This is a genomic window from Alphaproteobacteria bacterium HT1-32 (genome assembly GCA_009649675.1).
Taxonomy (GTDB): domain Bacteria; phylum Pseudomonadota; class Alphaproteobacteria; order Rhodospirillales; family HT1-32; genus HT1-32.
The window spans coordinates 2,061,111-2,073,215 of sequence record WJPL01000001.1 but is presented as its reverse complement, the minus strand read 5'-3'; the positions used below and the strand labels follow the sequence as shown (position 1 = coordinate 2,073,215).

The window sequence follows — 12,105 nt, the reverse complement described above, 5'->3', positions numbered from 1 at the left end:
AGGCGAGGCAGTGATCCAATGGCTTTTCTATTTCTCTCGAACAGCGACAAGGTGAATATCTGGCGGTCGGAACTGATACGCCTCTGCCCGGACATGGATTTCCGGATCTGGCCTGATGTCGGCAACCCCGAGGACATCGAATTCGCCCTGATCTGGTCACCGCCTGAAGGGGAACTGGCGAAATTTCCAAACCTCAAGGTCGCCTGCTCCCTCGGTGCCGGGGTCGACCACCTGTTCAAGCCGGGCATGATTCCGGAGCATGTTTCGATTGTCCGGCTGGTTGACGAGACGATGGGCACCCAGATGCGCGAATGGATTGCCTATGCGGTGCTGCGCCTGCACCGGGAAATGCCGGTTTTCGACCACCAACAGCGCGAGGGGCTGTGGAAATCCCACCCGAACCCGGACACCAGCAAAACCAAAGTCGGCATTCTGGGCATCGGTGAACTTGGCCGGATGGCCGGGCAGGCACTCCGGGCTTTTGACTTCCCGGTGATGGGATGGAGCCGCTCACCAAAGCAGATCGAAGGGATCGAATGTTTTCACGGACCTGACGGCCTGACCGAAATGCTGCGCCAGACCAACATTGCCGTCTGTCTGCTGCCGCTGACACCCGAGACAAGAGGTATTCTGAACGCCGAACGTTTCGCGCTGATGCCCAGAGGCGCCTCGGTCATCAATGCTGCACGCGGTGCCCATATTGATGACGACGCCCTGCTTGCGGCACTCGACAGCGGCCAGATTGCCTTCGCCATGATGGATGTCTTCCAGACCGAACCCCTGCCCGCAGATCATCGCTACTGGAACCATCCGCGTGTCACCATCACCCCCCATGCGGCCAGCCTGACCCCGCCCTATACCAGCGCCCCGCAGGTTGCCGAGAATTACCGCCGGATGCTGGCTGGCGAACCCCTGATGAACGTCGTCGACCGCAAGCAGGGATACTGACCCTTGTTCGCAGACCCCTCGGTCCTGCCCATTGTCGGCGCGGTGTTTCTGCTGGCCGGTTTCGTCAAAGGTGTGACCGGGATGGGATTACCCACCACATCGCTGACGCTGCTGACGATCGTCTTCGGCATGAAGGACGCGTTGCAGCTGATGCTGATCCCGTCGATCCTGACGAATTTCTGGCAGGCCGCCATAGGTGGCTACTTCATCGAAACACTGAAACGCTTCTGGCTGTTTTTCATCATCGGTATTGCCTGCATCATATTCGCCACCGGCTTTCTCGCGGGTGACGACATCACGATCTTCACCCTGCTGCTCAGTGCGACCCTGATTGTCTATGCGGCCTATGGGCTGATTTCGCGCAGCCCGACAATCTCACCGGAAACGGGCCGTATCGCCGCGCCCTTTGTCGGTGGTATCACCGGTATTCTGACCGGCCTGACAGGCTCCACCGTCGTCCCGGCCGTCCCCTATTTTCAGGCGCTGGGCATGAACCGGGACATGCTGATCCAGACCATGGGAATCTGGTTCTCGATCTCCCTTGTCTCGCTGGGCACCGGATTGCAACGGGTTGGTATGCTGGACCAGCAGATGATGGTTCTGTCGGCAACCGGCTGCATCCCCGCCTTTGGCGGCATGATGATCGGTCAGGCCCTGCGCAAACGCATGTCTGACCGGATATTCAAACAGGTCTTCTTCTGGATGCTGGCAATCATGGGAATCTATATCGCCTGGCGCACAATCGGCATCTGACCCGTCAATGTATGGTCGTGCTTGCCGCCGGGCGTTCCCGGGACAGCCAGCCGCCGGCCAGAAATGTGTCATTGCCCGCCTCACCCGTTCCGTTGGCAAAGGCCGTATGAAGCTGAAGGGCAGCTTCTGACAAATCACGCGCGGCCTCCGAATGAACAAGCCCGGCTGCGGTTTCCATCGCCCCCATACTGTCGCCCGATCCGGCCTTGCGCAGCAGCAGCAGCATCACACCTTCGTCCATACCGACAAAACCACAGGGTATTGGCCGGAACGTCACAGACCGGACGGCCTGCCGATTGATGACCTTGACGAAGCGCTCTACCCCAACCAGCACCCGCCGGGCATTCGCCTCGCCCATTCTGCCACAAAGGTCATTCCAGGCCTGTTGCCAGACCCCGGTGTCATTGTTGCTCAGGCCGGTCAGCCACTGGCGCAGCAGCCGCAACAGCAACCTTGTCTGGTCATTCAGTTCTTCTGTCGTGGAAAGCACGCCGGTCATGGCGGGTCTGTTCGCTAAAGACGTCATCCGGTTCCTGCCCGTCAGGTTGATCAGACCGGCAGGTTATTCATATTAATAATTATTCGCAACAACTAATCACAGAGATATAAAATCCAACCGGCCTATAGCCGGGAGAACATCCTCACTGATGATGTAGCAGGTGGCCGGCCGACAGGCTTAGTTTGCCGCCGGGAGGTTCCGGGCATCTGCGGCGCGGACGATGAGGTCCCCGAACTCCCGCAGGTAAACCGACCCTTTGACCGTCCGCTGGACCAGCACATTACGCCGGTCATCCGCATCGACCTTGCGTCGAACCAGCCCCAGTTCCCCCAGCCGGTCAAGTGCTCGGGTTACGGCAGGCTTCGAGACGTTCAGCGCGGCAGACAAACCACGCACCGTATGCGGAGCCGGGGTCAGGTAAACCGCCAGCATTACCGCCATCTGGCGGGCTGAAAGGTCCGGTCCGGACTGGCGGACACTCTCCGTCAGGGCGCCACGCCAAATATCCAGCGCTTCAAATGCCTGCAGGTGAAGTCCCATCATCGCCCCGATCATTACGAATACGAATCATTTTTACGAGTCGCGCGGAAGCGACGCAACTAGAAAATGGTTAACGATGAAGAGTTAGCCAGAAATTCTATGCAGTAAAACGTTTCGATATTGCATTGAATACTGCGCGCGCACCTTGTGCTTCACCGCCTTCAGGCCGTCCCGGTTTGGCCGACAGATTCCAGGCCATCACATCGATATGTCCCCAGGGAATGTCCTCAGCAACGAAATGCTCAAGGAACAGTGCTGCCGTGATCGACCCGCCATAGGGAGAACCGGTGGAATTCGTGATGTCCGCCACCTTGCTTTCAATCATCCGTCCGTATGGCTTCCACAGCGGCATTCGCCAGAGCGGATCACCGGTCCGGTCGGCGCCAGCAAGCACATCAGCCGCCAGCCCGTCATCATTGCAGAACAGACCCGGAAGTTCCGTCCCCAGCGCCACACGCGCCGCACCGGTCAGGGTCGCAAAATCCATGATCATCGCCGGGCTTTCCTCTGATGCCAGTGCCAGTGCATCCGCGAGGACAACACGGCCTTCCGCATCCGTATTCCCCACTTCCACGGTCAGGCCTTTCCGCGTCGGCACCACGTCCATCGGGCGATAGGCATTGCCGGAGATATTATTCTCGACAGCCGGAATCAGCACCCGCAGGCGAACCGGCAGGCCGGCGGCCATGATCATATGGGCGATCCCCAGAACATGGGCCGAGCCACCCATATCCTTCTTCATCATGGTCATGCCGCCGCCGGTCTTGATGTTCAGGCCGCCCGTATCAAAACAGACCCCCTTGCCGACCAGCGTGACCTTTGGTGCAGACTCATCTCCCCAGGTCAGGTCAATCAGGCACGGCTCCTTTGCGGCGGCGCGTCCGACCATGTGAATGGCCGGGAAGTTTTCTTTCAGCAGATCTTCCCCAACCACACAGCGGAAGGCAGCGCCAAACCGTTCTGCCAGTGCTTCTGCTGCCGCTGCCAGTTCCGGCGGGCCCATGTCTTCAGCCGGTGTATTGATGAGAGTCCGGATCAGATGCACAGCTTCTGCTGTTCCCTCCACCGCTTTCCGGTTGGCCGCCTCTGGCCAGACCAGTTCCGCCGGCTGACGATCTGCCTTCTTGTAGCGGTCAAACCGATAGGCCCCAAGCGCCCAGCCCAGTGCCGCCGCATCGCACAGTTCCGGATTGTCACTGGCCAGATGATAGCTGCGGGCCGGCAGTTCATAGGGCAGACTGCCGAAAGCCCAGGGCGTTATGGTTTTGCCGACACCGATCAGAACCTGCGCGATGCCACCGTCCGCACCGGACAGAATAGCGGACTGCCCGTCTTTCGCCTTGTAGCCGATATCCTGCAACCAGCGCTGCACCGGTGCCGGCTGCGTCAACAGCCAGGCATCATAACCATCGGTCATCACCGGAACTACCGGCAGGCTGGCATCAACAGGATCGATCAGGGCAAGTGACATGGGTGGCCTCAAATGAGAAATTGATGGAATGTTCCGGTGATGCTATCGCTCAAAGCCATCATGGCAACACCAACTCTCATCCTCGGCAACAAAGCCTACTCTTCCTGGTCCCTGCGGGGCTGGCTGGCGCTGACCGCTGTCGGCTGTGATTTCAGTGAAGTGGTCATTCCGTTACGGCAAAGTGATACCCGCGCGCGTATTCTCGAACATTCTCCGACCGGCAAGGTACCTGCGCTGGTGCTGGCGGATCTGGTGATTTCAGAAAGTCTGGCGATTTGCGAATGGGCCGCCGAAACCTTTCCCGAAGCAGGTCTCTGGCCCGCTGATCCGAAAGCCCGCGCCATGGCCCGTTCTGCGGCCAGCGAAATGCATGCCGGTTTTGCCGCCTTGCGCAAAGCCGTGCCGATGACCGTGCTGGGCAGACATCCCGATTTTACACCCGATGCAGAAGTCGCCGCTGACATCCGGCGAATCAGCGAACTCTGGCAGGCTTCCCGTGAACGCTTTGGCAGTGACGGGCCGTGGCTGTTCGGCAGCTATTCAGTTGCGGACATCATGTTTGCCCCTGTCGCCATCCGCTTTGCTACCGCCGGGATCGAACTTGATCCGGTCTCTGCCGCCTGGCGTGACACCATGCTGAACCGCCCGGACATGCAGCGATGGATTCGGGAAGGCCGGGCAGAAACCTGGCGGCTTCCGGAAATCGATACGGAATTCAGCGCGGACTGGGACTGATACAGCTGCTCTGCACCTGCTCCCGCAGGACCATCATTCGGGATTATTTCCATTCTATGGGCAATGTCATCCCGGCGCAGATCGGGAACCAGCCATCAGATCCTGCCTGAGCATGTCTGATCCCTGTGCCTGAAGGTAACAGAGTGAAAATTCAGATTGAGGTGCCGATGAAGTACGCGACAAGTACGATGATGATTCCGTAGAAAAACATATTCATCAGCGAGCGGAAGATCATCCGGGTTTCCCCATCTTCAGGCATCCCGAGCAGCGTGCAGATGAGATTTCCGGGGGCGAGAAACCAGTTCATGTCAAAGCTCCAGTTGCTCGCTCCAACCTATGCCCGGCGGCATCAAAGCGCAAACTGGCGTTCGATATAACGCAACAGTTCACGAAGATTCTCTTCGACTTCCCGGCCATCGGTCACCAGCCGCAGTTCCGGCGTTTCCGGCGCCTCATAGGGCGCATCGATACCAGTGAAATCACGTATCTCGCCCGCCCGGGCCTTGGCATAAAGCCCCTTCGGATCACGCCGTTCACATTCGGCCAGCGAGGTATCGACAAAAACCTCGTGAAATCCGTCCGGCAGGATCGCCCGGGCCCGGTCGCGGTCAGACCGGTAGGGCGAGATGAAGGCGGTAATGACAATCTGACCGGCCCGCGCCATCAGGGACGAGACCTCACCGACGCGGCGGATATTCTCCGCCCGGTCTTCCGGAGAAAAGCCCAGATCTCCGCTCAGGCCATAACGTATATTGTCACCATCCAGCACATAGGCCTGCCAGCCTTTACGGAACAGCGCTTCCTCCAGCGCAATCGCCAGTGTCGACTTGCCCGACCCGGACAGGCCGGTCAGCCAGACCACACCGCTGCGATGACCGTTCATCCGCCAGCGATCTTCCGTCGGCACTGAATGAATGACCCGGGTAATGTTCGTCGACTTCACGCCCGCGCCGCCACGACGGTCCGTCAGACCGTCACGCAGCACAACGCCGCCAGCGACAACCCGATACTGATCCTGCAGAATGAAACGTCCCGTCGCCGGGGAATCTTCAAATGCATCCAGCGCAATCGGGCGGACCGCCTCGAAACTAACCTCGACCACATCATGACGCAGCGCATCTTCGCGGTCTTCGTCCCGGCTGAGATCTTCCGACGACAGAACCGCATCAATCGACAGCACCCGCACCGCAAGCGACGCCGTACCAACCATCAGCTGTAGCCGTCGTCCGACGGTCAGGGGCGTCTCTGACAGCCAGAACAGCCGCGCCCGGAACCGGTCAGCCAGCACGGGCGGTGTTTCGGGCAGACTTGCGACCTCACCCCGCTCGACAAAGATATCGTCATCAAGCTGCAAGCCGACCGACAGGCCCGCTTCAACTGTCTGCCCGGTGGCAGCATCCGGCCAGCCCTCGATCGAGGCAACCCGCGCACGATGCCCGGAGGGAGTGAAAAGCAGTTCATCACCCATCGACAGGCGACCTGCCTCAACCTTGCCGGCAATGATACGCCGGTCATCAAACTTGTAGATATCCTGTACCGGCAGGCGGAGCGGCAGACCCACAGGTGCCGTCTTTTCATCCAGCCCGTCCAGCGCCTCGATCAGCGTCGGCCCCTGATACCAGGGCATCTTGTCACCAGCGGCAACAATCCCGTCCCCGTTCCGGGCCGCAACAGGAATGGCGGTCAGCCGGCTGCGGTCAAACCCCAGTGACAGCAACCGGGATTCTGCTTCTTCGACAATCGCGGCAAAACGATCTCCGGCATAACCGACGAGATCCATCTTGTTGACCACAAGGATAACCTGCCGAATGCCGATCAGGTTGAGGATCAGGGCATGACGGCGGGTCTGTTCGGCAACACCTTCCTGCGCATCGACAATCAGCACGGCAGCATCGGCACCGGATGCCCCGGTGACCATGTTGCGCAGGAACTCCTTGTGTCCCGGCGCATCAATGATGGCGTAGCGGCGCCGGTCGGTCGCGAAGAAAATCCGCGCCGTATCAATAGTAATACCCTGATCCCGTTCTGCCTGAAAAGCATCCAGCAGAAAGGCCCATTCAAAGGGCATCCCCCGCCGGTCGCACATCGCCTTCACGGCTTCCAGCTTGCCATCCGGCAGGGCATTCAGATCCCCCAGAAGGCGGCCAATGACGGTGGATTTTCCATGATCGACATGGCCGACGAAGACAACATTCAGCAGCGACTGGTCTGTCATCACATATATCCGTCGGCGCGCAGACGCTCGAAGGCATCTTCTGACTCATGATCCATCGCCCGGCCTGACCGTTCAGCGACCTTTGTCGTTTGCAACTCGGTAATGATTTCAGCCACCGTCGCCGCATCACTGACAATCGGCGAGGTGATGTCCTGATCACCGAGTGACCTGTAACGCTTGCCGTCGCGGGCGAAATAGAGATCGACCAGCGGGATGTTCTCGCGCTCGATATAGCGCCAGATATCAAGCTCGGTCCAGTGCAGCAGCGGATGCACGCGCATCTGGCAACCCGGTGCGGGCTCGGCTGAAAACAGATCCCAGAACTCCGGCGGCTGATCGCGAAAATCCCATTCGCCGGATGACGCACGTGGCGAGAATACCCGTTCCTTGGCGCGCAGCCCCTCTTCGTCCCTGCGGATACCGGCGATGATACCGTTATAGCCTTCCCGTTCGATCAGACGCTTGAGACCGGCGGTCTTGCGGGCGGCAGAGCGGGCAGCCGGCGGCAAAGATGGGTCCATCTCCTCAACCGGCGGGCACTCGCCCGTCACCAGCCGGATATTCCATTCTGTCTTGTAGCGTTCCCGGAATGCATACATCTCCGGAAACTTCTTGCCCGTATCAACATGCACAGCCGGAATCGGCACGTGACCGAAAAAGGCTTTTCGCAGCAGCCAGATCAGGACATTTGAATCCTTACCCAGTGACCAGAGCACCATCAACTGGTCTATCCGGGCATAGGCCTCGCGCAGGATGTGAATGCTGCGACTTTCCAGTTCATCAAGATGGGTCATCATTTACCGGTACTCACTGGCGGCAAATGAATGCCACATTCCGTTTTGGTTACACCACGCCACCGTCCTGCTCTGGCCGATTCTCCCTGAACCGTCCGTGTCGTGCAAGGCGCACAGCCAATCGAACTGTATCCGCGGGCAGCCAGAGGATGCGGCGGCAGATCATGAAGCAGTCTGTAGCGGTTCATATCCCCCGCCGTCCAGTCCGCCAAGGGGTGAATACGCACCAGCCCGTCGACAACCTCAACCATCGGCAATGTGGTCCGCTCCCCGCCATGGTGCCGCTTGCGGCCTGTCAGCACAGCACGGAACCGGCGGGAAAGTTCAGCGAACGGGTCAGTTTTGCGAATCCGGCAGCACAGATCAGGATCCAGCATATGCAATTGCCCTTCCCGGTCACTCCGGTCAATCACAGCAGGCGAAGGATGGAGAGAGACAAAATTCTTCAACCCGAGCCTCCCGACCAGCAGATCACGATAAGTCAGGGTTTCCGGAAAATGCCGGCCGGTATCGATAAAACGCACGGGCAGCGCAGGATCAATATCGGCAACCAGATGCAGCAACACCGCAGATTCCGTACCGAAAGAAGTTACGGCGCACAGTTCTCCGGCATATTCCTGTTCACCAAACTGCCGGATGATCGAGCGGGCTGAGGCTGTCTTGCGGGTTGTCGTCATGGGCTTTCCCCTGTTTCGACATCACAAAGACCCCGGATTGCCCCTGCCGTAAATCAAGAACATTTCACCTATGTATAAAAAATAATTTTGCAGTTTTATACTGTTATTCAGTAACCGGAGGAACTCTGCAGATCACGCCATTTTCAAAAAATGCCGGGCGGTCAGCCATCGCCGGAATACCCGTCGGGGATTGCGCCACAGCACGGGCCGCTGCAACAATGTCATCGAGCGGGACCGTCTCATCGACATTGCCAAGCAGATAGGTCCATTTACCCGGAGCCTGAAAGGCCACAGTCACCGGACGCTCGCACACGGCCAGACATTCCGCCGTCCGAACCTCGATTGCCGGGTCGTCCTTCAGATAACCGGCAATGCGGTCAAACAAAGTCTCGCCGGCGACAGGGTCATCCCCCGCCGCGCAGGCGACACAGACCGTGATTGTGGTCCGCGACTGATCAGGCAACCGCCTGATCCCTTTCACCGCGATTCCACATAAACCCGATGACCGATCCAACGATAGCCCAGATCACTGCATGAACAGCCAGTGATGCCGCTGAAAAGTGACCCGCCAGCTCTGACGGAACCACACTGGTATAGGCTTCCGGATGGGGTGCACCGACAATGTGCGGCAGCGCGATCAGAATGATGCCGAGAACAATCGACCAGCTTCTGGAAAGTACCAGCACCAGCCAGAGCCCCCCTGCGGTGAGGGCGACGGTGGCCAGCCACCAGGTCTGACGATATTCCAGCACGGCAGCGGCTGATCCCGGCAATTCAGGGCTGAGACCAAGGGCCGGAGCCAGACCGGTCGCAACGAATGCGGCGGCGCCCCAGGCAAGGCCGGTGCGCGGCGTAATCCTTGCGTTGCTGACCAGCATCACGGCCAGCAGCATCAGGGCGAATCCGAAGGCCGTCGCAATCGAGGTAATGGTCGTGTAACTGAGCCGCTCCAGCCCGTCTTCCGGCGACCAGGGTTCCGCACCATCGGCTGGCGCATCATGGCTGCCGGAATGTGCGAGATACAGTTTCGCCTCACCATACTGCGTGGCAACGAAACGGGAAGCTGGCGCAGATGCCGCAGCCGTTTCATACTTCTCAGCTTCGAGGATCAGGGGTGTCGTCGTGAATTCCTGCAGGATGGCACCAGCCAGACCTGCCAAAAGGCCCGCCGCAAGGCAGGCAGTCAAAACCCGGTTTATCATGACAGACCTGTCTGGTTAGTGGCAGGGAAACGCCAGCGAATGCCGGGTATCATGGGCCGCATTATGCAGCACCGATGAACCGGCGAGACCGGTGGTAAAAACCAGCCCTGCGCCAAACAGAAAAGCCAGCGCGGCAACAACACGAATGCCAGTCCGTGAACTGGTCTGCGTGGTTGCTGAAGCAGCGGCCTGTGTATGTGTCAGTGTCTCGGTCGTCATCTCATTCTCCCTGCCGTCCCATCGACGGCCTTGCTGGAGTTGCATCCTACGGCAGGTCTCCTGGCTTATGGATCACCCCGCCTGTTCCCTTCCCGGCTCCGCAGAACCAGTGGCTCTTAACAGGCGATCACCATCTACAGTCGCGAGGGCGGCCCCGGCATCTGCTGTTCACTTTAGTCCCAGCATCACCGCGTTCCCTTTTCATGCCCGACATAAAATGTCCTCTGGGCAACCGTTCTCCCATTCAAGGCCAAACCGTTTGGATGTCAATGTCAATCTGCTGCGCGGGGGTCACTGAAGCCCCCTTTCCCACTCAACTGCGGTACGGATAATTTCCACCAGATCGGCATGTGCCGGTGTCCAGCCGATGACCTTTCCGGCCCGCTCACAGGCGGCAATCAGTTCCGGCACATCACCCGGCCGGCGGTCACCTTCCCGCACCACAAGTGCGCCGGGATAGAGATCATCAATCACCGCCAGAATTTCCCGGACCGAAAATCCCCGCCCGTAACCGAGGTTCAGACTGTCCGGCGCACCACCTCGTTCAAGATAGGCCAGCGCATCAAGATGCGCCGCAGCGATGTCTGAGACATGCAGATAGTCGCGCACACAGGTTTTATCGGGAGTCGGGTAATCCGTTCCGTAGATGACCAGATGATCACGCGCCCCGACAACCACCTGGGCCGCCACCTTGATCAGATGCGAAGCAGGCCCGATCTGTCCGCAGCGCCCTGACGGGTCGGCGCCTGCAGCATTGAAATAACGCAGCGTTACACAGGCCGGGCCACCGGCAAGATACGCATCCCGCAAAACCCATTCACCGGCCAGCTTGGAGGCACCATAGGGGTTTTCCGGTTCCTTCCGGGTCGTTTCCGCGACAGGCTGCGTTTCAGGCGCGCCGTAAACCGAGGCCGTAGACGAATAAATAAAGGATTTAACATCATGCGCCTTGCAGGCGGCAGCCAGAAGCCGCGTACCTTCGACATTGACGCGATAATATTCCAGTGGCTGCTGTAGTGATTCCGGCACCAGCGACCGGGCTGCCAGATGCATCACAGCGGTCGGGCGACAGGTTGAAAATACCGCTTCAACAGCCGCCTCATCACAGATATCTGCCTCAACAAACGTCACGTCGTCAGGCAGCAGGGCCCGGTCACCCCGCGACAGATCGTCGACCACCACAACCTGCACACCACTGTCGCAGAGAGCATGAACGATGTGACTGCCGATATAACCGGCACCGCCCGTAACGAGAATATTGCGTTCCATATCGTCTTCCTAGGACGACATTCTCCCTGCCGCAAGTACGGCAGGTGAGAGAGCGTTTGATTCCGCCCCCGGTTTGGCGTCATTCTTCTGTTGCGGGGAATGGGTATGTTGTCAATTCAGCGAGGATAAAGATGATTATAACAACGACCGATTCCGTTGAAGGCCATGTTATCATTGAATATCGGGGCGTCGTCGCCGGAGAAGCGGTGATGGGAACCAATCTGTTCAGTGACTTTTTTGCATCCATCCGGGATGTTGTCGGCGGCAGGTCCGGCTCCTACCAGAAGATCCTGAAAGAGGCCAAGGAAGCGGCACTGGAAGATCTCATGGAAGAAGCAAAATCAGCCGGTGCAGATGCCGTCGTCGGGATTGATCTGGATTATGAAGTCGTCGGTGGTGACAAGAAAACCATGCTGATTGTCAGCGCAAACGGCACCGCCGTAAAGCTGGCCTGACCGATGATCATCACAACCACTGACAATATCGAAGGCCGCCGGATCACCGAATATATGGGGTCCGTTTCCGGTGCAGCCGTTGTCGGCGCCAGCGTCTTCAAGGATTTCCTGAAGAACGCGGTAGCCATTATCCATTCGCAAAGCGGCGTTTTTGAAGCCGACGTCGACAGCCTTCACAAGGCAGCAGAGAAAACCATTGCGGAAAAAGCGACCGCCATGGGGGCTGATGCCGTGGTCGGTGTCGATTTCGACTATCAGGTGCTTGGCGACAGCCGCCCGATGATTCTGCTCAGCGTCAATGGCACAGCGGTAAAGCTGGACTGACCTC

Annotated in this window: 16 protein-coding genes and 1 riboswitch; of the genes, 5 read left to right on the top strand and 11 right to left on the bottom strand. The window is 58.8% G+C overall.

Annotated elements, in window-relative coordinates:
- Positions 1 to 18: 18 nt before the first annotated feature.
- Together GH722_09860 and GH722_09855 are read left to right on the top strand one after the other, a co-directional pair.
- On the top strand, positions 19 to 948 hold the full coding sequence (locus tag GH722_09860) for a glyoxylate/hydroxypyruvate reductase A (protein MRG72078.1): 930 nt from the start codon (positions 19 to 21) through the stop codon (positions 946 to 948).
- A gap of 3 nt (positions 949 to 951) precedes the next feature.
- Positions 952 to 1,701: a TSUP family transporter gene (locus tag GH722_09855; protein ID MRG72077.1), complete on the top strand. Its 750-nt coding sequence runs from the start codon at positions 952 to 954 to the stop codon at positions 1,699 to 1,701.
- A 4-nt stretch (positions 1,702 to 1,705) separates the two neighbouring features.
- Here the strand turns inward: GH722_09855 and GH722_09850 are convergent, their stop codons facing one another.
- The 3 genes from GH722_09850 to GH722_09840 all read right to left on the bottom strand — a co-directional run bounded on the left by GH722_09850 (position 1,706) and on the right by GH722_09840 (position 4,211).
- Complete coding sequence (locus GH722_09850; protein MRG72076.1) at positions 1,706 to 2,227, bottom strand: hypothetical protein; 522 nt, start codon at positions 2,225 to 2,227, stop codon at positions 1,706 to 1,708.
- A 150-nt stretch (positions 2,228 to 2,377) separates the two neighbouring features.
- On the bottom strand, positions 2,378 to 2,740 hold the full coding sequence (locus GH722_09845) for a MarR family transcriptional regulator (protein ID MRG72075.1): 363 nt from the start codon (positions 2,738 to 2,740) through the stop codon (positions 2,378 to 2,380).
- 97 nt (positions 2,741 to 2,837) lie between these two features.
- Positions 2,838 to 4,211 carry a leucyl aminopeptidase family protein gene (locus GH722_09840; protein MRG72074.1) on the bottom strand — a complete coding sequence of 458 codons (1,374 nt, stop codon included), beginning with the start codon at positions 4,209 to 4,211 and terminating at the stop codon, positions 2,838 to 2,840.
- 60 nt (positions 4,212 to 4,271) lie between these two features.
- Between GH722_09840 and GH722_09835 the strand changes: the two genes are divergently transcribed.
- A complete protein-coding gene (locus GH722_09835) occupies positions 4,272 to 4,946 on the top strand; it encodes a glutathione S-transferase (protein MRG72073.1) in 675 nt (224 codons plus the stop codon).
- A gap of 151 nt (positions 4,947 to 5,097) precedes the next feature.
- Here the strand turns inward: GH722_09835 and GH722_09830 are convergent, their stop codons facing one another.
- From GH722_09830 to galE, 8 genes are all read right to left on the bottom strand, one after another.
- Positions 5,098 to 5,253 (bottom strand): hypothetical protein, encoded by a 156-nt coding sequence (locus tag GH722_09830; protein ID MRG72072.1) that lies wholly within the window; start codon positions 5,251 to 5,253, stop codon positions 5,098 to 5,100.
- A 42-nt stretch (positions 5,254 to 5,295) separates the two neighbouring features.
- A complete protein-coding gene (gene cysC, locus GH722_09825) occupies positions 5,296 to 7,161 on the bottom strand; it encodes an adenylyl-sulfate kinase (protein MRG72071.1) in 1,866 nt (621 codons plus the stop codon).
- On the bottom strand, positions 7,161 to 7,955 hold the full coding sequence (gene cysD / locus GH722_09820; GenBank protein ID MRG72070.1) for a sulfate adenylyltransferase subunit CysD: 795 nt from the start codon (positions 7,953 to 7,955) through the stop codon (positions 7,161 to 7,163). The genes cysC and cysD overlap by 1 nt, the downstream gene beginning before the upstream one ends.
- On the bottom strand, positions 7,955 to 8,632 hold the full coding sequence (locus GH722_09815) for a phosphoadenylyl-sulfate reductase (GenBank protein MRG72069.1): 678 nt from the start codon (positions 8,630 to 8,632) through the stop codon (positions 7,955 to 7,957). Before GH722_09815 ends, cysD begins: the two co-directional genes overlap by 1 nt.
- A gap of 103 nt (positions 8,633 to 8,735) precedes the next feature.
- Positions 8,736 to 9,146: a DUF1636 domain-containing protein gene (locus GH722_09810; protein ID MRG72068.1), complete on the bottom strand. Its 411-nt coding sequence runs from the start codon at positions 9,144 to 9,146 to the stop codon at positions 8,736 to 8,738.
- On the bottom strand, positions 9,088 to 9,834 hold the full coding sequence (locus tag GH722_09805; GenBank protein ID MRG72067.1) for a cobalt transporter: 747 nt from the start codon (positions 9,832 to 9,834) through the stop codon (positions 9,088 to 9,090). Before GH722_09805 ends, GH722_09810 begins: the two co-directional genes overlap by 59 nt.
- Positions 9,835 to 9,849: 15 nt before the next feature.
- Positions 9,850 to 10,053 carry a CbtB-domain containing protein gene (locus GH722_09800; GenBank protein ID MRG72066.1) on the bottom strand — a complete coding sequence of 68 codons (204 nt, stop codon included), beginning with the start codon at positions 10,051 to 10,053 and terminating at the stop codon, positions 9,850 to 9,852.
- A 32-nt stretch (positions 10,054 to 10,085) separates the two neighbouring features.
- Positions 10,086 to 10,305: riboswitch (cobalamin riboswitch) on the bottom strand.
- 39 nt (positions 10,306 to 10,344) lie between these two features.
- Positions 10,345 to 11,322: a UDP-glucose 4-epimerase GalE gene (gene galE / locus GH722_09795; GenBank protein ID MRG72065.1), complete on the bottom strand. Its 978-nt coding sequence runs from the start codon at positions 11,320 to 11,322 to the stop codon at positions 10,345 to 10,347.
- A 131-nt stretch (positions 11,323 to 11,453) separates the two neighbouring features.
- On the opposite strand from galE, the gene GH722_09790 reads away from it, so the two are divergent.
- Both GH722_09790 and GH722_09785 read left to right on the top strand, forming a co-directional pair.
- Positions 11,454 to 11,777 carry a heavy metal-binding domain-containing protein gene (locus GH722_09790; protein ID MRG72064.1) on the top strand — a complete coding sequence of 108 codons (324 nt, stop codon included), beginning with the start codon at positions 11,454 to 11,456 and terminating at the stop codon, positions 11,775 to 11,777.
- A 3-nt stretch (positions 11,778 to 11,780) separates the two neighbouring features.
- On the top strand, positions 11,781 to 12,101 hold the full coding sequence (locus GH722_09785) for a heavy metal-binding domain-containing protein (protein MRG72063.1): 321 nt from the start codon (positions 11,781 to 11,783) through the stop codon (positions 12,099 to 12,101).
- Positions 12,102 to 12,105: the final 4 nt, after the last annotated feature.